15 protein-coding genes, 2 tRNA genes and 3 rRNA genes (1 of these 20 running past the window's edge) are annotated in these 21,221 nt (G+C 51.5%); 9 read left to right on the top strand and 11 right to left on the bottom strand.

From position 1 onward, the window contains the following. Positions 1-37: 37 nt before the first annotated feature. The 6 genes from lpdA to ampD all read right to left on the bottom strand — a co-directional run bounded on the left by lpdA (position 38) and on the right by ampD (position 8,791). Entirely contained in the window at positions 38-1,468 is a 1,431-nt protein-coding gene (gene lpdA, locus K0H79_RS01955; protein ID WP_126169213.1) for a dihydrolipoyl dehydrogenase, read from the bottom strand. A gap of 170 nt (positions 1,469-1,638) precedes the next feature. Continuing rightward, positions 1,639-3,561: a pyruvate dehydrogenase complex dihydrolipoyllysine-residue acetyltransferase gene (gene aceF, locus K0H79_RS01950; RefSeq protein ID WP_220077126.1), complete on the bottom strand. Its 1,923-nt coding sequence runs from the start codon at positions 3,559-3,561 to the stop codon at positions 1,639-1,641. A gap of 11 nt (positions 3,562-3,572) precedes the next feature. Then, positions 3,573-6,242: a pyruvate dehydrogenase (acetyl-transferring), homodimeric type gene (gene aceE / locus K0H79_RS01945; RefSeq protein WP_220077125.1), complete on the bottom strand. Its 2,670-nt coding sequence runs from the start codon at positions 6,240-6,242 to the stop codon at positions 3,573-3,575. A 74-nt stretch (positions 6,243-6,316) separates the two neighbouring features. After that, positions 6,317-7,069 (bottom strand): pyruvate dehydrogenase complex transcriptional repressor PdhR, encoded by a 753-nt coding sequence (pdhR, locus tag K0H79_RS01940; protein WP_220066489.1) that lies wholly within the window; start codon positions 7,067-7,069, stop codon positions 6,317-6,319. A 205-nt stretch (positions 7,070-7,274) separates the two neighbouring features. Beyond that, the gene (ampE, locus tag K0H79_RS01935) at positions 7,275-8,135 is read right to left on the bottom strand and encodes a beta-lactamase regulator AmpE (protein WP_220066488.1); all 861 of its coding nucleotides are present in this window, start codon (positions 8,133-8,135) and stop codon (positions 7,275-7,277) included. Between the two features lie 83 nt (positions 8,136-8,218). Further along, the gene (gene ampD / locus K0H79_RS01930; protein WP_220077124.1) at positions 8,219-8,791 is read right to left on the bottom strand and encodes a 1,6-anhydro-N-acetylmuramyl-L-alanine amidase AmpD; all 573 of its coding nucleotides are present in this window, start codon (positions 8,789-8,791) and stop codon (positions 8,219-8,221) included. Positions 8,792-9,115: 324 nt separating this feature from the next. Between ampD and nadC the strand changes: the two genes are divergently transcribed. From nadC to mutT, 9 genes are all read left to right on the top strand, one after another. Next, positions 9,116-9,973, top strand: coding sequence for a carboxylating nicotinate-nucleotide diphosphorylase (gene nadC, locus K0H79_RS01925; RefSeq protein ID WP_220077123.1), 858 nt, complete (start codon positions 9,116-9,118; stop codon positions 9,971-9,973). 1,592 nt (positions 9,974-11,565) lie between these two features. After that, on the top strand, positions 11,566-12,066 hold the full coding sequence (locus K0H79_RS01920) for a prepilin-type N-terminal cleavage/methylation domain-containing protein (RefSeq protein ID WP_220077122.1): 501 nt from the start codon (positions 11,566-11,568) through the stop codon (positions 12,064-12,066). A 54-nt stretch (positions 12,067-12,120) separates the two neighbouring features. Then, on the top strand, positions 12,121-13,827 hold the full coding sequence (gene pilB, locus K0H79_RS01915; RefSeq protein WP_220077121.1) for a type IV-A pilus assembly ATPase PilB: 1,707 nt from the start codon (positions 12,121-12,123) through the stop codon (positions 13,825-13,827). A gap of 158 nt (positions 13,828-13,985) precedes the next feature. Continuing rightward, the gene (locus K0H79_RS01910) at positions 13,986-15,245 is read left to right on the top strand and encodes a type II secretion system F family protein (protein ID WP_220077120.1); all 1,260 of its coding nucleotides are present in this window, start codon (positions 13,986-13,988) and stop codon (positions 15,243-15,245) included. A 46-nt stretch (positions 15,246-15,291) separates the two neighbouring features. Then, positions 15,292-16,206 (top strand): A24 family peptidase, encoded by a 915-nt coding sequence (locus tag K0H79_RS01905; protein WP_220077119.1) that lies wholly within the window; start codon positions 15,292-15,294, stop codon positions 16,204-16,206. Further along, on the top strand, positions 16,206-16,823 hold the full coding sequence (gene coaE / locus K0H79_RS01900) for a dephospho-CoA kinase (protein ID WP_220077118.1): 618 nt from the start codon (positions 16,206-16,208) through the stop codon (positions 16,821-16,823). The genes K0H79_RS01905 and coaE overlap by 1 nt, the downstream gene beginning before the upstream one ends. Then, positions 16,816-17,550 (top strand): cell division protein ZapD, encoded by a 735-nt coding sequence (gene zapD / locus K0H79_RS01895; protein WP_220077117.1) that lies wholly within the window; start codon positions 16,816-16,818, stop codon positions 17,548-17,550. Before coaE ends, zapD begins: the two co-directional genes overlap by 8 nt. Positions 17,551-17,612: 62 nt before the next feature. Then, entirely contained in the window at positions 17,613-17,828 is a 216-nt protein-coding gene (gene yacG / locus K0H79_RS01890; RefSeq protein ID WP_220077116.1) for a DNA gyrase inhibitor YacG, read from the top strand. Between the two features lie 41 nt (positions 17,829-17,869). Then, positions 17,870-18,265: an 8-oxo-dGTP diphosphatase MutT gene (mutT, locus tag K0H79_RS01885; RefSeq protein ID WP_220077115.1), complete on the top strand. Its 396-nt coding sequence runs from the start codon at positions 17,870-17,872 to the stop codon at positions 18,263-18,265. Positions 18,266-18,408: 143 nt separating this feature from the next. Here the strand turns inward: mutT and rrf (K0H79_RS01880) are convergent. From rrf (K0H79_RS01880) to K0H79_RS01860, 5 genes are all read right to left on the bottom strand, one after another. Continuing rightward, positions 18,409-18,524: ribosomal RNA gene (gene rrf / locus K0H79_RS01880) — 5S ribosomal RNA — on the bottom strand. Between the two features lie 40 nt (positions 18,525-18,564). After that, a tRNA-Thr gene (locus tag K0H79_RS01875) sits at positions 18,565-18,640 on the bottom strand. 43 nt (positions 18,641-18,683) lie between these two features. Beyond that, positions 18,684-18,799: ribosomal RNA gene (gene rrf / locus K0H79_RS01870) — 5S ribosomal RNA — on the bottom strand. A gap of 41 nt (positions 18,800-18,840) precedes the next feature. Then, a tRNA-Val gene (locus tag K0H79_RS01865) sits at positions 18,841-18,916 on the bottom strand. A gap of 85 nt (positions 18,917-19,001) precedes the next feature. Continuing rightward, a 23S ribosomal RNA gene (locus K0H79_RS01860) occupies positions 19,002-21,221 on the bottom strand; it runs 674 nt beyond the window's last position.

Below are 21,221 nucleotides of genomic sequence, written 5' to 3'. Positions count from 1 at the left end.
CGCCTCTTGGGCGTCTTTTTTGCGGCTTTTCAGAAAATTACTTTTTCTTTTTCGCCTTGGGATTTGGCAGGTCAGTGATAGAACCTTCGTAAACCTCAGCCGCCAGACCCACAGACTCGTGCAGCGTTGGGTGAGCGTGGATGGTCAGCGCGATATCTTCGGCATCACAACCCATCTCGATGGCCAGGCCGATTTCGCCCAGCAGCTCGCCGCCGTTCACACCAACAATGGCACCACCGATAACACGGTGAGTCTCTTTGTCGAAAATCAGCTTGGTCATACCGTCGCTGGCGTCAGAGGCAATGGCGCGGCCGGAAGCAGCCCATGGGAAGGTCGCAGTCTCGTACGCGATGCCTTTCTCTTTGGCTTCTTTCTCGGTCAGACCTACCCAGGCCACTTCAGGGTCGGTGTAAGCGATAGAGGGGATAACCTTAGGATCGAAGAAGTGCTTCAGACCAGAGATCACTTCGGCAGCCACGTGGCCTTCATGCACACCTTTGTGCGCCAGCATTGGCTGACCCACGATGTCGCCCACGGCGAAGATGTGTGGCACGTTGGTGCGCAGTTGCTTGTCTACATTGATAAAGCCGCGCTCATCAACGTTGATGCCAGCCTTGTCGGCGTCGATCAGCTTGCCGTTAGGGGTACGGCCGATAGCAACCAGCACGGCGTCGTAACGCACAGGCTCAGTTGGGGCCTTCTTGCCTTCCATAGAGACGTAGATACCGTCTTCTTTGGCTTCAACCGCGGTCACCTTGGTTTCCAGCATCAGGTTGAATTTCTTGCTGATCTTACGGGTGTAAACCTTCACCACGTCTTTGTCTGCAGCAGGGATAACCTGGTCGAACATTTCAACCACGTCGATATCGCTGCCCAGTGCATGGTACACAGTACCCATTTCCAGACCGATAATACCGCCGCCCATCACCAGCAGCTTCTTAGGTACTTCTTTCAGCTCCAGCGCATCGGTAGAGTCCCAAATACGTGGGTCTTCATGAGGAATGAATGGCAGCTGGATTGGACGTGAACCGGCAGCAATGATGGCGTTATCGAAGTTGATTACGGTCGCAGCGCCGTCGGCACCGGTCACTTCGATGCTGTTAGGGCCGGTGAATTTACCCAGACCATTTACAACCTGCACTTTACGCATCTTGGCCATGCCACCCAGACCACCGGTCAGTTGGCCGATCACTTTCTCTTTGTAGCCGCGCAGCTTGTCGATATCGATGCTTGGCTCGCCGAATACTACGCCGTGCTCGGCAGCAGTTTTGGCTTCTTCAATCACTTTGGCAATGTGCAGCAGGGCCTTTGATGGGATACAACCCACGTTCAGACACACGCCACCCAGGGTGCTGAAGCGCTCGATGATTACGGTTTCCAGACCAAGGTCGGCAGCACGGAAAGCGGCGGAATAACCCGCAGGGCCCGCGCCCAACACTACTACCTGAGTTTTGATTTGATTACTCATGTTTTCCTCTGAATTTTTCTTCATTCCGTCGTTTAAAAAGTTGCTCAAGCATTTGAGGGAGGCGACTTTTTAAACCAACTATCGGCCCGCTTGTAAGGTGGCCGCATTTTAACCCGCGTTCGACACGGATCACAATAAAAAGGCCGTCCTATTCAGGACAGCCTTTACGGTTACAGAACGAGTTTGCGTATGTCTGACAGTACACCGCTCAGATAAGTGGTGAACTTGGCACCTTCGGCGCCGTCGATCACCCGGTGATCGTACGACAGCGACAGAGGCAGCATCAAACGTGGCACGAATTCCTTGCCGTTCCACTTGGGCTTGAGTTCAGACTTGGACACACCCAGAATACCCACTTCAGGGGCATTCACGATTGGGGTGAACGAGGTACCACCGAGGCCACCCAGGCTGGAGATAGTAAAGCAGCCGCCCTGCATATCAGAGGCAGTAAGCTTGCCGGCACGGGCCTTCTTGGAGATATCGGCCAGCTCGCGGGACAGCTCATAGATGCCTTTCTTGTTCACATCGCGTACCACAGGCACCACCAGACCATTGGGGGTATCCACCGCAATGCCGATGTTGATGTACTTCTTCAGAATGAGGCTCTCGCCGTCTTCTGACAGAGACGCGTTGAACGATGGGAAGGCTTCCAGTGACTTGGCCACGGCTTTCATGATGAACACCAGCGGAGTGATCTTCATGCCGGTATCGCGCTTGGCTTCCTCGGCGTTTTGCGCCTTGCGGAAATCCTCAAGCTCGGTGATGTCGGCCTCATCAAACTGAGTCACATGGGGGATCATCACCCAGTTGCGGTGCAGGTTGGCACCACTGATCTTCTTGATACGTGACAGTGGCTGAGTCTCAACTTCACCAAACTTGCTGAAGTCAACCTTAGGCCATGGCAGCAGGTTCAGACCGGCACCTGAGGCAGCGCCCGCAGCAGCGGTGGCTGAGCCTGACTCAAGACGCTTGAGTGCTTCTTTGATGTAAGACTGCACGTCTTCGCGCACCACGCGGCCCTTGCGACCTGTACCCTTGACCTTGGCGAGGTTAACGCCAAACTCACGAGCCAGACGACGGATAACCGGTGACGCGTGGGCGTACTCGTGGTTTTCCACGAACTCGCCGGTCTTGCTTTGCCCCTGAGACGGAGACTGAGCCTGGGCATTGGCGCCTGAAGCAACGGGGGCAACAGCAGCCGGAGCAGCAGCTTGAGCCACAGGTGCAGCTGGCGCGGCAGCAGGAGCAGCACCAGCCACTTCAAACACCATGATCAGTGAACCGGTAGACACCTTGTCACCCGCGGCCACCTTGATGGCTTTCACGGTACCGGCAAATGGCGCTGGCACTTCCATGGAGGCCTTGTCGCCTTCCACGGTCAACAGTGACTGGTCGGCAGCAACGGTGTCGCCTACCTTCACCAGCACTTCGGTCACTTCCACTTCATCGCCGCCGATGTCCGGCACCTGAATGTCTTTGTCACCGCCGGCAACAGCAACTGGCGCTGCAGCAACCGGAGCTGGCGCAGCAGCGGCCACAGGGGCAGCAGATGCAGACTGAGTCTCGAACACCATAATAAGGGAGCCGGTGGCTACCTTGTCACCGGTGGCGACCTTGATTTCTTTCAGCACACCGGCAAACGGCGCAGGCACTTCCATAGAGGCCTTGTCGCCTTCTACGGTGATCAGCGGCTGCTCGTCAGTGATGCTGTCGCCCACTTTCACCAGAATTTCAGTGACTTCAACTTCGTCACCGCCGATGTCGGGCACGAAAACGTCTTTCAGTGCGGCTACCGCTGGAGCCGCAGCAACCGGCGCTGGCGCGGCGGCCTGGGCTGCAGGAGCTGGTGCGGCAGCAGCTTGCTCACCTTCAAACATCATGATCAGTGAGCCGGTGGCGACCTTGTCGCCCACCGCAATTTTGATTTCCTTGACCACACCGGCTTTGGGAGCCGGTACTTCCATGGAAGACTTGTCGCCTTCCACGGTGATCAGCGACTGATCTTCAGTGATGGAATCACCCACCTTGACCAGGATCTCGGTCACTTCGACTTCATCAGTGCCGATATCGGGTACATGAATTTCGATTGCCATTGTCTCGTCTCTTACGCGTAAAGTGGGTTCATCTTTTCGGTGTCGATATCGAATTTCTTGATGGCAGCAACCACCACAGATTTCTCGATGTCACCGCGCTTGGCCAGCTCGTTCAGGGCTGCAACCACCACGTAACCGGCGTTCACTTCGAAGTGACGACGCAGGTTGGCGCGGCTGTCGGAGCGACCGAAACCGTCGGTACCCAACACCTTGTAAGACACGCTTGGCATAAAGGCACGTACCTGTTCGGCGTAGTTCTTCATGTAGTCGGTCGCGGCGATGGCAGGCTCATTGCCCAGCACCGAGGTGATATAAGGCACGCGGGCGTCGGCTTCTGGGTGCAGCATATTGAAACGCTCGCAGTCCTGACCGTTGCGGGCCAGCTCGTTGAACGAGGTCACTGAGAACACATCAGAACCTACGCCGTATTCTTCAGCCAGGATAACGGCGGCTTTACGCACTTCGTTCATGATGGTGCCTGAGCTCATCAGCTGAACTTTTGCCTTCTTGCCTTCATGGCTTTCGAGCTTGTAGATACCCTTGCGGATACCTTCCTCGGCGCCTTCAGGCATGGCTGGCATGGCGTAGTTTTCGTTCATCAGGGTCAGGTAGTAGAACACGTTCTCCTGCTCGCCATACATGCGGCGGATACCGTCCTGAATGATCACGGCTGTTTCGTACGCGAAGGTCGGATCGTAAGAAATACAGTTAGGTACGGTACCGGCCAGGATGTGGCTGTGACCGTCTTCGTGCTGCAGACCTTCACCGTTCAGCGTAGTACGACCTGCAGTCGCACCCAAAAGGAAGCCGCGCGCCTGTTGGTCGCCCGCCATCCACGCCATATCGCCCACACGCTGGAAGCCGAACATGGAGTAGTAGATGTAAAACGGAACCATCGGCAGGTTGTTGGTGCTGTACGAGGTGGCAGCGGCAACCCATGAAGACATGGCGCCCAGCTCGTTAATACCTTCCTGCAGAACCTGGCCTGAAGTGTCTTCCTTGTAGTAAGACACGATATCGCGGTCTTCAGGGATGTAGTTCTGACCGTACGGGTTGTAGATACCAATCTGACGGAACAGACCTTCCATACCGAAGGTACGGGCTTCATCGGCGATGATAGGCACGATGTTTTTGCCGATATTCTTGTCCTTGAGCAGGATGTTCAGGGTACGAACAAAGCCCATGGTGGTGGAGATATCGCGCTTCTGCTCTTCCAGCAGAGGCTGGAACTCAGACAGTTCAGGGGCAATAAACTCGCCGGTGAAGTTAGGCAGACGCTTGGGCGTGTAGCCGTGCAGCGCGTCACGACGCTCGTGCAGATACTTGTGCTCAACACTGCCTTCTTCGAGCTTGATGTATGGCAGGTTAACAAGGTCTTCGTCGCTGACCAGATCAGTCACACCCAGACGGTCACGCAGCTTGGCCACGTGGGACATATCCATCTTCTTCACCTGGTGCGCGATGTTCTTGCCTTCGGCCGCATCGCCCATGCCGTAACCTTTTACAGTCTTGGCCAGAATCACAGTTGGACGGCCCTTGGTCTCCTGGGCAGCCTTGAATGCCGCGTACAGCTTGGAGGGCTCATGGCCACCACGCTTGAGGGCGAAGATTTCTTCGTCGGTCATGTCGGCAACCAGAGCAGCAGTCTCTGGGTACTTACCGAAGAAGTGCTCACGCACATAGGCGCCATCTTTGGCCTTGAAGGTCTGATAGTCACCGTCAACGGTTTCATTCATCAGCTGCAGCAGCTTGCCGGTGGTGTCTTTGGCCAGCAGCTTGTCCCAGCCACTGCCCCACACTACCTTGATCACGTTCCAGCCCGCGCCTTTGAACAGGCCTTCGAGTTCCTGGATGATTTTGCCGTTACCCATTACCGGGCCATCGAGACGCTGCAGGTTACAGTTGATGAGGAAGCACAGGTTGTCCAGCTTCTCACGGGCAGCGAAGGAGATGGCACCGCGGCTTTCCGGCTCGTCCATTTCACCGTCGCCGAGGAAGGCATATACGCGCTGCTCGGTGGTGTCTTTCAGGCCACGGCCATTCAGATACTTAAGGAAGCGTGCCTGATAGATAGAAGAGATAGGGCCCAGACCCATGGAAACGGTTGGGAATTGCCAGAATTCAGGCATCAGCTTGGGGTGTGGGTATGAAGAAATACCCTTGCCATCCACTTCCTGACGGAAGTTGTCCAGCTGCTCTTCAGTCAGACGACCTTCGAGGAAAGCACGGCTGTAGATACCGGGGGCAATGTGGCCCTGATAGTACACCAGGTCGCCGCCATCTTTATGGTTAGGGGCGCGGAAGAAGTGGTTGAAACACACTTCGTAGAAGGCAGCCGCCGACTGGAAAGAGGCCATGTGACCACCGAGCTCCAGATCCTTCTTGGAGGCGCGCAGCACGATCATGATGGCGTTCCAGCGGATGATGGAACGGATACGACGCTCGATGGTGATGTCACCCGGGTAAGCGGGTTCCTGGGTCAGCGGAATGGTGTTCACATAGTTGGTGGTGATGCCGGTTGGCATGTCCACACCATCCAGACGAGCCTGCTCCAACACTTGTTCCAGCAGGAATTGAGCACGCTCTACGCCTTCTTCGCGAACAACGGACTCGAGGGCAGCAAGCCACTCCTGGGTTTCAATGGGATCTAAGTCTTGTAGCGTTTGCATAGGTTCAGACATGAGACTGTCCTTATATATACATATTTATGGGAAAAGTGGCTTTTGAGGTACTGGCAACTTTGCCATCCCGACTATCAGGCACCACTCTTTAATCGGCGCAGGCTGCGCTGCAACCGGCTATCTTCTTCCCTCACCGCCAACATTACCTCTTCGATGTAGCTCAAGTGCTCATTCGAGGCTTCGCGGGCCGCTTCGGGATCGCGGCGAACGATAGCGGCGAGCAGTGCCCGGCGGTGTTCGTTCGCCATTCTGGAGGCATCTTCGCGGCGGCTCAGAAGCTCCAGGTTTTGTGCCACATTCTTGTGCAGCACCGGAGTTAAACTTAAAACCAGATGTAACATGGCCACATTGTGTGAGGCTTCGGCTACGGCGCGATAAAAACGCACGATGGCATCGGCCTTACTTTGGATATTTTGGGCCTCCTCCACTTCCAAAATCATTTTTTGGATGTTATTCATGTCGGCATCGGTACCGCGCAGGGCGGCAAAGTACGCCATCATGCCTTCGGTGGCGTGACGGAATTCAAGCAGGTCATACTGGCTTTCGGTGTCGCTCTGCATGAGTTCTACGATAGGATCGGCCATGCTTTGCCACAGCTGCTCTTTCACGTAGGTGCCACCGCCCTGACGGCGCATCAGCAGGCCTTTGGCCTCCAATTTTTGGATGGCTTCGCGCAGGGAAGGACGGGAAACTTCAAATTGAATGGCCAACTCCCGCTCAGGGGGCAGTTTTTGGCCGGGCTTGAGACTGCCTTCAAGGATCATGCGCTCGAGTTGCTGCATGATCACATCGGAGATCTTCGGCTGGTTTATTTTGCTATATGCCATGTGGGCCCTCAGCTCCATTGTAAATTGGTCTTACCAATTTATGCGAGTGAGCGCACTTTATCAAATCACGGTTTTAAAGTCCATACAGTGATCCATATCACCCACGACATGAGAGCATAGCTGAAAAAAATTGTCATGGGGTCAGACCAATTAACAAAGCCTACACAAGTACGGCATTTCAGGCACCTGCACCCACCAGAAGATTTCAGTTAATCACGCCAAAAATGGTCAGCAGGGAGACCGCCGCCAGCAGCAGTATAAAGTTGCGCTTACTTAGCCCGAGCAGCACCAGGGTTGGCTGCAGACATACAGGTGCAGATGAGGGCTGTGGGATGGATTCCGCCTCGGTCGCGGTTTCTGTCACAATTTGTCTGGCGGGAGTTGATAGGTCGAATGACAGCTTGCGCCAACGATTGAATGCGCTGCTGAACTGGCCTGCAAGCACATAGCCAAAGGCAAAGATACGGCTTGGCAGCCAATCCAACACTGTCAGTAAAGCATCCACATAAGGGAGCTGCAGATTGCTACGCTTTTGCATCTGCTCATAGTAACGCACGCTGCAGTAGAGCACCGCAGCAACAGGGCCAAGCGCTATCAGATACAAGGCCACTGCGCCGTAAAAGCGATAGTTTATCCAGGCAACACTTTGTCCAACCTTTAGCCCCAGCTCATCGGCAGTCACGGCTTCAAGACAGGAAGAGCAATCGAGTTCTGACCCATGACGATAACAGGCTTGCGTATCGCCCCGGCACGCCGCCTGAATATACCGCTTAAAGGCTTTGCGTTGTTCCTGATGACTGAAACACACCATGGCAGTGAGTACCCACACCGCCAGTGTGAGCAACCCCCAGGCAATGCCACTGACCAATAAAAGCGCCACATACACCAACACCGCAGGTAACAGCAGGGCAAACAACACCTGATACTCTGAAGCTTGACCCTGAGTAAATTCGTCTTTCCAAAGCCTGCGATGCAATTTTGCAATCAGGGTATCGAATTGCCAGGTCTCGGGTAAAAACTTAAGGCGTTCGGCTAATATCGCCATCAATAATGAAAATAGTGCCATCCTGTTTCTCCCTTTAAGGTTACACCGCTCCGGGCTTATCCATGTGTGCTAAGCGCGGGCTCAACAACAAACCACTAACTTGGTTACCCACTGAACTCCTGAGATAATTCCCTAAAATACCTCGCCCAGTCAAACTCGGGGCCGGGGTCCGTCTTACGCCCCGGAGCAATGTCACTGTGACCCACTATTCGGTCTTGGGTGATATCGGGGTATTCGGCCATCAGTGCCAGCGTCAACTCATGCAGTATCTGATATTGGATATCGGTAAAAGGAAGGTCGTCCGTCCCCTCCAGCTCAATCCCCACCGCAAAATCATTACAGCCTTGACGACCATCAAAGTTTGACACCCCTGCATGCCAGGCCCTGTCTTCACAGGATACAAATTGCACCAGCTCGCCATCTCGGCGGATAAGAAAATGAGCCGATACTTCAAGCCCCTGCAAATCGGCGAAACTGGGATGTGCGTGGCAATCAAGGCAACCCTGAAACAGTGCCTCTATATAAGGTAAGCCAAACTGGCCTGCTGGGAGACTGATATTGTGAATAACCAGCAGACTGACCTCCCTATGAGGACGGCCATTAAAGAAGGGCGACTGGCTATGTCGGGCGCTGCTTATCCACCCTTGATGCCACTGTATTAAAGGATGCGACGACATCTGGTTTCCGTATTCACAATGAGACGACTTTCAGTAACCACCACTTCGAAGTGGCGACGAACAAAGCGCTGGAGGCCCGGTTCGTACCAAGGCAGACATAAGTATAACCGGCTGTGATTGTAACGATTTTTACCCTGAATCACTATCGCAATGGCTCTGCGTAACACGTTCACAGCGCCAATCTCGGTACCATTCAATAAAGCAATCACTGCACCAATGCCACAGCACATGGTATCCTTTGAGCATCAAGGCGCTCATAAAAATACGCCCTCGTACCGACCATATCAGATAGCAAACCAGATAAGTAAAACAAAGGACGTCGTCATGCTGGAAAATGACATCAGACTCTCAGTAAAAGCCGCATTGGATGAAGACCTTGGTCATGGCGATGCCAGCGCCGACATCACGGCTCAGCTCATTCCCGAAGATAAAATTGCTGAGGCAACGCTCATCACCCGCGAAGAAGGGATTTTCTGTGGCAAAGCCTGGGCCGAGCAAGTGTTCAATCAGCTTGGTGGAACGGTGGCCCTGCATTGGCACGTGGACGATGGCGATTGGGTGGTGCCGAATCAAGTGCTGTGTGAGTTGTCAGGCCCCGCGCGCGCCATCCTCACAGGAGAGCGTACCGCGATGAACTTTATCCAGACCCTGTCTGGCGTAGCCAGCCTGACCCGGGTTTACGTGGATAAACTGGCCGGTACCGATTGCCGTCTGCTTGATACCCGCAAAACCATCCCAGGACTGAGAACCGCACAGAAGTACGCAGTAAGTTGTGGTGGCGGTAAAAACCACCGCATTGGTTTGTACGATGCCTTCCTGATTAAAGAAAACCACATCATGGCCTGCGGTGGCATTAAGGCCGCCATAGATAAGGCAAGAACCCTGCACCCGGACAAGCCGGTTGAAGTTGAGGTTGAATCCCTGGCTGAGCTGACAGAAGCGCTGCAGGCAGGCAGCGACATCATCATGTTGGATAACTTCGATGTCACCATGATGATTGAAGCCGTTGCCATTAATGATGCATTCAAGGCGCAAGGTGGCGGTGCCAAGCTGGAAGTATCGGGTAACGTCACCCTGGACACTCTTGGTGAATTTGCCAAAACCGGCGTTGACTTCATTTCCGTCGGTGCGCTCACCAAACACGTCCGCGCCATGGATCTTTCCCTGAGGCTTAAACACTAACAAGCTTACTTGCTGGCAGTTGCTAACACGAGATTTATCTTGCTGTGCAACTGCCAGGTGGTAACCCGCGCCCACGTTTCGTGTGACTTGGACGTTTTGGCACAGTTGTATTGGCCCAGATGTTCTGAGCGAGACATTTGAACATATGGGCATTCGCCACTCTTTGTTAATGTCCAAATCGACTTAACCTCAAAGGCACTCTATAGCTAGGCTAATAAGCTCGAGCTTTGCGCACTTGATTCTATATCTCTGATTGAGTCACCCTGATCACTCCGGGGGGGCAACTTACGCAGGCAAATTGATGTGCTTTATGCCGCAAGCCTGAAAGATACCGATAAATGTACAGATAAAGGATTGTTTGAGGGAGTAACGAAAGCAGACAATCAAACCGACTGCCGAGTACCGGAACAGCGTCAAAAACTGTTTGAAATAACAAACATAATACACAGAGTTCTCTTACCACAGGATCGACTGACCCAAGCTGCAATCTTCAGAATAACCTCTGCAAACACACCAACCGTAAGATGTATTTTAGTGAATCAAGAGCTCCAGTCCTGTTGGCAATCTGATGACTTTTCACCCGACATTTTTTTGACTTTGAACACAAAACCGTCAGGGCGCACGTCAAAGTCAAAAAATTGTTATAACCACGCGCATACAAAACAAACTACCTTAGAAAAATTAAGTGAATAGCACAGACTTTCGTGCAATTTCTTGTTTCATTTTTGCAAACTTTGTACTAACTTTAGCCTAGGCTTTATGGCCTTTCCGGCTGGTACAAGAAAGCGGCATGATTGGAGCAAAAAACGAGCGAAAGAAGTAGAAGAGAAAGTGCCCTCAGGCAAATTCAAATTCGCTTCTTGGCGACATTCTTGGCAACAAGTAAGCTCACTTTACTGCACCTACGGAATAAAGTACGTTATGCCCTAACCTCAATGTTTACATTTTGTCAACCTTGACTACCGAGTCTGGCGGACAGAAAGGAAAGCATAGGTGGTGATGGCCGATGGCAATACAAAGTACAAACTGTGGTGTAAAAACCAACATTGAACTGATGCATAACCAGACGCGACAGAAACTTTGTCGGTATAACGCACACAACCGAGACAGCCGAAAGGGCCATAATCGGTTTCTACCTCAATGGTTGGATAGTGTTGGGCTTAACTCTTTGAGTCTCAACGCCATCTGAACGACGGGGCAATAATAAACCAAGGTGGCGAGTTCGAGGGCATAGTTGGCAATGCTGTAATAGCAGTCAATGTTGTCCCGCGGCCAACCACACAGGGTGAGAACTGGTGCCAAGCCAAGTTGCAGGCGGATTTGAACGCAATAAGTGTTGATGATTTGATTGTACAGGACTCGTGATTGACACTTAATTGAGCCAATCGCGAGCATCGATGACCATCAGCAACGACTGCAGATAAATCCGAACGCGATTAAGCTTGCTCCAATTTGGTCATAAAACAACTGGATGTAAGGTCTGCCATAGCAATTGGTGACTAAACAAACTGAGTTGAGTTAATTTGCACAGAGGTTGGATAGCCACAACAGCGTGAGCGCCAACAACCACTTAGCAATAGACGGAGAGAGAAATGAAAGGTATCAATTTTAAAAAGAACGCCAAGGGTTTCACCCTGATCGAACTGATGATCGTAGTCGCCATCATCGGCATCCTGGCCGCCATCGCGTTGCCAGCCTATAAAACTTACACCCAACGTGCCAAATTCAGTGAGGTTGTTTTAGCCTCAACTCCGGCTAAAACTGCCATGGATGTGTGTTACCAAACCGGCGCTAATTGTGACACGTTGGATGAAGCTTCTACAGGCTGGGCCAACGCGCCTTCAGTACAATCGGTATTGATTGACGCTGCATTGTATGATGATGACAATGACCCGGACACTCCTGACGTTGCTAACCCACAAGGTCCTTTCACTATCACAGTGACCTCTGAGACAGTGTTTGACGGGAATAGTTACACCTATATTCTTGTTGGCGAGCCAAAACAGGATCCTAATTCCGGAAAGTACTTAGGTTCAATCGTGTGGTCAGTGGACGCAGCAAACAGCACCTGTAAAGCTGCCGGTCTGTGCTAACAGCATTAAGTCTCGTAGGGGCGCTTTAGCAGCCCCTATATTCAAGGTCAATTAATGCCAACTACTGGTCTCCACTTAGGATTATCGACGCTTTTTATCCGTAAAAAGCTGCTCACTGAAGAGCAGCTGTCGGAGGCCGTCACCCTTTCGCGAAAAAACAGGCATTCGCTGGTCACCACCTTGGTGGCCAGCAAACTTTTATCGGCACGGGAAATAGCCGAGCTGTGCTATGAGGAATACGGCACCCCGTTGCTGGACTTAGCCGAGTTTGACATCAAGAGCATTCCTGAAGAATTCCTCAATAAAAAGCTCATCGAAAAACACCGCTGCCTGCCGCTCTTCAAACGGGGTAACCGCCTCTATATTGGCACCTCAGACCCCACCAATATTGCGGCTCTCGAAGATTTTCAGTTTTCCGCAGGTCTGCATGCCGAAGCCATTTTGGTGGAAGATGACAAGCTGATAGTTGCACTCGAGAAAATTCTAGAGGAAGACATCAGCGCACTGGACTTAGGTGGTCTTGACGAAGAGTCGCTGGCAGGCATAGAGGTTGCCGATACCGACAAGCGCCCGGAAAACGACAGCGAAGGTGCCGATGATGCACCAATTGTTATTTACATTAATAAGATTTTGACTGATGCCATTCGCCGCGGCGCATCGGACTTACACTTCGAGCCCTACGAAAAGCGCTATCGCATCCGTTTTCGCATCGATGGCATTTTGCACGAAGTATCTGAGCCGCCCATTAATCTTTCCGGACGTATCGCTGCCCGTTTAAAGGTAATGTCGAAACTCGATATTGCCGAGCGCCGCCTGCCCCAAGACGGCCGCATCAAGATGAAGCTCAGCCGTACCAAGAGTATCGACTTTCGGGTAAGTACTCTGCCTACGCTCTGGGGCGAAAAAATTGTAATGCGTATTCTGGATTCATCTTCTGCCCAGCTTGGGATTGAAAAGCTGGGTTATGAGCCAGATCAGAAACAGCTGTATTTGGATAACCTGGCCAAACCCCAGGGTATGATTTTGGTAACAGGCCCCACTGGTTCGGGGAAAACCGTATCCCTCTACACTGGTTTGAACATTCTCAATACCGCCGAGCGCAATATCTCGACAGCTGAAGACCCGGTGGAAATTAACCTGGAAGGTGTAAACCAGGTACATATTAATAACAGAGCAGGGCTGACATTTGCCTCGGCGCTGCGTTCATTTTTGCGCCAGGACCCGGACGTTGTGATGGTGGGGGAAATACGCGATTTGGAAACCGCTGAGATAGCCATTAAGGCAGCGCAAACCGGCCACCTCGTGTTATCTACCCTGCACACAAACTCGGCCGCCGAAACCCTGACCCGACTGATCAACATGGGCGTACCCGGCTACAACATCGCAAGTTCGGTGAATTTGATCATTGCCCAGCGTCTTGCCCGGCGCCTTTGCCCCGAGTGCAAACAACCGGAAGAGATCCCCAATCACGAGCTGGAGCGTTTAGGTTTTAATGAGGCACAGATTGCTGAAGGCTTCACCGCCTACAAACCCTGTGGCTGCGATTTATGTTCTGGCGGTTATAAAGGCCGGGTGGGTATTTATGAAGTCATGCCCATGAGTGATGAGATTGCAAGGGTTATCATGGAAGGTGGTAACTCTCTTGAAATCGCTCGCATGGCCAAGTCTCAGGGATTAAGAGACCTGCGCTTGTCGGGGCTCCTAAAGGTAATACAAGGCGTGACCAGTATTGCCGAGGTAAACCGCGTCACCAGTTTCTGACGGCATGGCCCTAAGCTTTAACCAGCAGGCAGAACATAACTATCAGATAGGCTATAACTAAAAGAACAATCCCACCAAGTCGCTTATTAATGGATTCGAACCTTGAGCGACAGCATTCAGCTTGAGCACTCGGGCTGAAACAAAAGGAAGGACAGAACATGGCAACGGCCGTCGCAAACAAGTCAAAAAAGCAGCCACAAAAGCTGGCCCCCAAGGTATATAACTTTGAATGGAAGGGCTTAAACCGCGATGGTAAAAAATCCAGTGGTGAGCTCAGGGGGGCATCTGTTGCCGAAATTAAAACTATTCTTAAAAATCAAGGAATAAACCCCAAGGTCGTTCGTAAGAAGTCTGAAGGTTTGTTCGGCAGCGGCAATAAAAAGATTAAAGCTATGGACATTGCCATGGTCACCCGTCAAATCGCCACCATGCTGATGGCAGGCGTGCCATTGGTGACCACCATAGAAATCCTGGGTAAGGGTCATGAAAAGCCCAAGATGAGGGAATTGCTGGGCACCATTCTCAATGATATTCAGGCGGGTATTCCTCTCTCTGATGCGCTGCGACCCCACAGAATTTACTTTGATGACTTGTATGTTGACTTGGTTGCCGCAGGTGAGCACTCGGGTTCTCTCGATACTGTGTTTGACAGGATCGCTACTTATAGAGAAAAAGCCGAAGCACTTAAGTCAAAAATTAAGAAAGCCATGTTCTACCCAGCTGCGGTTGTGGTGGTCGCTATTGCTGTTACCACCTTGCTGCTGCTATTTGTTGTGCCCCAGTTTGAAGAAATCTTTTCTAGCTTTGGTGCCGAGCTTCCGGCTTTCACGCAGATGATTATCAACATTTCCAGATTTCTACAGTCATCTTGGTATTTCTTCCTAACCGCTATCGTCGTATCGATCTGGCTCTATGTCAGGGCACATAGAAACTCCCAGGCGGTGAGAGACCGGCAAGATGAACTTGTGCTTAAAATCCCTGTGATTGGAGAAATTTTACACAAAGCAGCCATGGCACGTTTTGCAAGAACTTTAGCGACCACCTTCGCTGCCGGTGTGCCCCTGATTGATGGCTTGGAGTCTGCTGCGGGCGCTTCTGGTAATGCTGTATACCGTAAAGCACTTCTACGAATTCGCACCGAAGTGATGGCAGGTATGCAAATGAACGTGGCCATGCGTACCGTTAATCTCTTCCCGGATATGCTGATCCAAATGGTGATGATTGGTGAAGAGTCAGGTTCGCTCGATAATATGCTCAATAAAATTGCCAATATCTATGAGATGCAGGTGGATGATGCAGTGGATGGCCTTTCAAGCCTGATTGAACCCATTATGATGGTGGTCATCGGTACTTTGGTAGGCGGCTTGATTGTGGGTATGTATCTGCCTATCTTCCAGATGGGTAACGTAGTTGGCTAATGGCCCAATCTTAAAACATAGAACAATTTTAAAACTCAAGAATTAGATGACAGAATTTATCGCCCTAATGAGCCAGTACCCCTGGCTCTTTATTTTACTCGCATTCCTGTTCTCCGCCACCATTGGCAGCTTCCTCAATGTGGTAATTCATCGTTTACCTGTGATGATGAAAAGAGAGTGGCAACAGGAATGTAATGCTTATCTCGAAGAGTACCAACCTGAGCTTTTCAAAAAGATTGGCAAAGCGAATTTGTATAAACCCATTGATTGCTATCCGAAGCGTTACAACCTGGTTATTCCGGGTTCATCCTGCCCTAAATGTGGTACTCACATTAAACCTTGGCACAATCTGCCGGTAATGGGCTGGATAATCCTTGGCGGTAAATGTGCGGCCTGCAAAGCCCGGATTTCCAGCCGTTACCCTATAGTTGAAGCCTTTACCGGCCTGACTGTTGCAACGCTGGCGTGGCACTTCGGCCCGACTTGGCAATTTGTGGCAACTGCATTACTGACCTTCGGCTTGATTGCCATGTCGGGTATTGACCTCGATGAAATGCTGCTGCCAGACAGCCTCACTCTTCCATTACTGTGGCTTGGATTGCTGCTTAACTATCACGATTTATTTACTAACCTGGAAGATGCATTGATAGGTGCTGCTGCCGGTTATCTGTCACTTTGGTCTGTCTATTGGCTGTTTAAGCTCACAACAGGCAAAGAAGGCATGGGCTACGGTGATTTTAAACTCATGGCGCTCTTTGGCGCCTGGCTCGGCTGGCAGGTGCTGCCATTGATTATTCTTCTCTCAAGCTTGGTCGGTGCCGTCGTCGGCATCCTGATGATGGTTTGGAAAAGCCATAAGCGTGAAAATCCAATCCCATTCGGTCCCTATATCGCGGCCGCTGGCTGGATAGCACTGCTTTGGGGACAAGATATCGTCAGCTGGTATCTGGGTACTCTTTGATGTCCGGGTTTATCCTAGGCCTCACCGGCGGAATCGGCAGTGGCAAGACAACTGTCGCGAACCTCTTTCACGAACATGGTATTGGACTGGTGGATGCCGATGTTATCGCGCGGGAAGTTGTGGAGCCCGGTTCAGCAGGGCTCAAGGCGATTGAAGAACACTTCGGTAGTGGCATTCTCAAAGCCGATGGCAGTCTCGATCGCGCCAAGCTGAGAGAGCAGATTTTTACCGAGGAATCTGAGCGGATGTGGCTGAACAATTTACTCCACCCCATGATTAGGCAAACCATGCTCTTATCAGCAATAAATGCTGATTCAGATTATGTTATTTTGGTTGTGCCCTTGCTATTTGAGAATGGGTTGGATAGCTTAGTTGATCGAACTTTGGTGGTTGATATTTCACCTGATTTGCAAATCCAACGTACCGCCGAGCGGGATAACGTGAGCGAAGCCCAAATCGCCAACATCATCGCCAGCCAAATCAGCCGGGAAGAGCGGCTACAAAAAGCTGACGACATTATCGACAATAGAGGAGAGATAGCCGACCTCAGGGAGCAGGTTAACCGGCTCCACCAGTTCTATTTAACGCTGGCGGCATCAAAAGCACCGCATGACTGACTTGATATATGAGCAACCACTGAACGAAAAGATCCGCAGCTACCTGCGGCTCGAATATCTCGCCCAGCAGGTGCAATATAATCTGGAAAATGACCATCAGCAGCGCTGTTTCTATCCTTTGTTTTCTTTACTCGAATTAAATGAACGCTGCGATTACCGTGGCGATCTTCTTAAAGAAATAGACAGACAACTTTTTATTCTCGCCAAGTGGCAATTATTACCCCACGTAGACGCCTCCCAAGCCCAAAATGTCGTTGATGGCTTATCTAAAGCCAGAGAACAGCTTCAGAATCCTTCACGGATTGGCAGCGCCCTCAAGCAGGATAGATTTTTAAGTGCATTACGGCAACGATTCGGTATGCCCGGCGCCTGCTGTAACTTCGACCTGCCTCAATTGCATTATTGGCTCGCCAAGCCTTGGGATGAACGCAGAGATGAATACCTGCAGTGGGTTGAACACTTTAGTCCTCTGCTTACCCCGATCAGCATGCTTCTCTCGCTAATTCGCAGCACGGCCGAGTATCAGGACGCTACAGCTGCCGGCGGCTTCTATCAGGGTTCCAATGCACAGCCGCTTTCTCTCATCCGTGTGAAGATTGATTCTGCACAGGGTTGTTATCCCACCATTAGCGGCCACAAAACCCGCTACGCTATACACTTCGTTCAATTCGCCGATCAACGTCATTCAGATAAGACTATCGCCTTTAAACTGGCGACCTGCGCCTGAAGGCTTTACCATAAGACCTTCCCCACTTTGGGATTGTTATTCCATCCAAAAAGGTTTTTCTCATGACATTGACGGTTAAGTGCCCCCAGTGCCAAAAGCCTGTTACCTGGGACGCCTCCTCCGCCTTCAAGCCATTTTGCAGTGAACGCTGCAAAATGATTGACTTGGGAGATTGGGCCTCAGAAAAGCATGCCATTCCAGTAACAGATGACATCAGCGAAGAGCTGCTGGATCAGCTCGGTTATGAAGAAGCTGACTTCTTCAAAGCACCCGATTGACCCCAAGCCCATTCCCAAACTTACTATCAAAGAGTCATCTTATGACCAAACGTATTCACGTTGCCGTAGGCATCATTAAACAAGGCTCACACATCTTGCTGGCGAAGCGTCATGGCCATCTGCATCAGGGTGGAAAATGGGAGTTTCCCGGTGGCAAGGTTGAGGCCGGTGAAACCACCTCAGAAGCCCTCAAACGCGAGCTAAAAGAAGAAGTTGGCCTGACAGTACACACGAGCCAACCTTATATGGAAATCAGCCACGATTATCCTGACAAGCACGTACGGCTGGATATTCATCTGGTTGAAGACTTCAGTGGTGAAGCACGCGGTATCGAAGGGCAGGAAATCGAATGGGTGTCACTGCAGGACATCAGCGACTATCAGTTCCCGGATGCCAACCAGCCAATTCTAAATAAAGTACTGAAGGACTTTAGCTGAACTTTTCTGCAGAAGTGTTGCGTCAACGGCGACGTAACACTTCTACCGAAGAACTCTAATGATGTCCTGGAGTACTCAAATAGATTTTTTATACGCAGATAAAGAAAAACCCCGACGTTGCCGTCGGGGTTCTCATATTTGAAGCCTGGAAATGTCCTACTCTCACATGGGGAGGCCCCACACTACCATCGGCGCTACTGCGTTTCACTACTGAGTTCGGAATGGGATCAGGTGGGACCACAGCGCTATGGTTTCCAAGCAAATTTTGTTGCTGCCATTTAGTACCTGGCGGCGAATAATGGTGCTGATACCCAGAATCGAACTGGGGACCTCATCCTTACCAAGGATGCGCTCTACCGACTGAGCCATATCAGCAAACTCTTTGATTTCACGTTAAACGTAGAAATCAGAATTAGGCGTCTGGCAATGACCTACTCTCACATGGGGAGACCCCACACTACCATCGGCGCTGCTCCGTTTCACTACTGAGTTCGGAATGGGATCAGGTGGGACCAGAGCGCTATTGTCACCAGACAAATTTGTTAATTCGGAAAGCTGCATTACGCAGAAAATGATGGTGGTCGCTACTGGGATCGAACCAGTGACCCCCTCCTTGTAAGGGAGGTGCTCTCCCGGCTGAGCTAAGCGACCGGTATTCTGTGCTATTGAGTTATCACTTCAATCAAGTCTGGTTTCTTCAAGACTATCTACACCATCTGAAACCCATCTGGGTTGTATGGTTAAGCCGCACGAGTCATTAGTACAGGTTAGCTCAACGCCTCACAACGCTTACACACCCTGCCTATCAACGTCCTGGTCTCGGACGGCTCTTCAGTGGACTCAAGGTCCAAGGGAAGACTCATCTTGGGGCTCGCTTCCCGCTTAGATGCTTTCAGCGGTTATCGATTCCGAACGTAGCTACCGGGCAATGCCATTGGCATGACAACCCGAACACCAGCGGTTCGTTCACTCCGGTCCTCTCGTACTAGGAGCAACCCCCCTCAATCTTCCAACGCCCACGGCAGATAGGGACCGAACTGTCTCACGACGTTCTGAACCCAGCTCGCGTACCACTTTAAATGGCGAACAGCCATACCCTTGGGACCGACTTCAGCCCCAGGATGTGATGAGCCGACATCGAGGTGCCAAACACCGCCGTCGATATGAACTCTTGGGCGGTATCAGCCTGTTATCCCCGGAGTACCTTTTATCCGTTGAGCGATGGCCCTTCCATGCAGAACCACCGGATCACTATGACCTACTTTCGTACCTGCTCGACGTGTCTGTCTCGCAGTTAAGCTGGCTTGTGCCATTACACTAACCACACGATGTCCGACCGTGTTTAGCCAACCTTCGTGCTCCTCCGTTACTCTTTGGGAGGAGACCGCCCCAGTCAAACTACCCACCAGGCACTGTCCCTAGTCCAGATTCATGGACCGAGGTTAGAACACCAACACTACAAGGGTGGTATTTCAAGGTTGACTCCACGAGAACTGGCGTTCCCGCTTCAAAGTCTCCCACCTATCCTACACATGTAGGGTCAATGTTCAGTGCCAAGCTATAGTAAAGGTTCACGGGGTCTTTCCGTCTAGCCGCGGGTATACGGCATCTTCACCGCAATTTCAACTTCACTGAGTCTCGGCTGGAGACAGCGTGGCCATCATTACGCCATTCGTGCAGGTCGGAACTTACCCGACAAGGAATTTCGCTACCTTAGGACCGTTATAGTTACGGCCGCCGTTTACCGGGGCTTCGATCATGAGCTTCTCTTGCGATAACCCAATCAATTAACCTTCCGGCACCGGGCAGGCGTCACACCGTATACTTCCTCTTGCGAGTTTGCACAGTGCTGTGTTTTTGATAAACAGTTGCAGCCACCTGGTATCTGCGACTGCCGTCAGCTCGGGGAGCAAGTCCCGTCACCAACAGCAGCGTACCTTCTCCCGAAGTTACGGTACCATTTTGCCTAGTTCCTTCAGCCGAGTTCTCTCAAGCGCCTTGGTATTCTCTACCCGACCACCTGTGTCGGTTTGGGGTACGATTCCTGCTAACCTGAAGCTTAGAAGATTTTCCTGGAAGCATGGCATCAACCACTTCGTCACCGTAGTGACTCGTCATCAGCTCTCGGTATATATGTGCCCGGATTTGCCTAAGCACACTACCTACCACCTTAAACACGGACAACCAACGCCGTGCTGGCCTAGCCTTCTCCGTCTCTCCATCGCAGTTAGCAGAAGTACGGGAATATTAACCCGTTTCCCATCGACTACGCCTTTCGGCCTCGCCTTAGGGGTCGACTCACCCTGCCCCGATTAACGTTGGACAGGAACCCTTGGTCTTTCGGCGAGGGGGTTTTTCACCCCCTTTATCGTTACTCATGTCAGCATTCGCACTTCTGATACCTCCAGTGTGGGTTACCCCTTCACCTTCAACGGCTTACAGAACGCTCCTCTACCGCGTACACGTTATCGTGTACACCCGTAGCTTCGGTGAATTGCTTAGCCCCGTTACATCTTCCGCGCAGGCCGACTCGACTAGTGAGCTATTACGCTTTCTTTAAATGATGGCTGCTTCTAAGCCAACATCCTAGCTGTCTAAGCCTTCCCACATCGTTTCCCACTTAGCAATTACTTTGGGACCTTAGCTGACGGTCTGGGTTGTTTCCCTTTTGACGACGGACGTTAGCACCCGCCGTCTGTCTCCCGGATAGCACTCTTTGGTATTCGGAGTTTGCAAAGGGTTGGTAAGTCGGGATGACCCCCTAGCCTTAACAGTGCTCTACCCCCAAAGGTGTTCGTCCGAGGCGCTACCTAAATAGCTTTCGAGGAGAACCAGATATCTCCCGGTTTGATTGGCCTTTCACCCCCAGCCACAAGTCATCCGCTAATTTTTCAACATTAGTCGGTTCGGTCCTCCAGTTGATGTTACTCAACCTTCAACCTGCCCATGGCTAGAT

The sequence above is a fragment of the Shewanella sp. FJAT-52076 genome (assembly GCF_019457455.1).
Lineage (GTDB): Bacteria > Pseudomonadota > Gammaproteobacteria > Enterobacterales > Shewanellaceae > Shewanella > Shewanella zhangzhouensis.
Note: the sequence above shows the minus strand (reverse complement) of the source record. Positions and strands in the feature narration are given on the sequence as shown.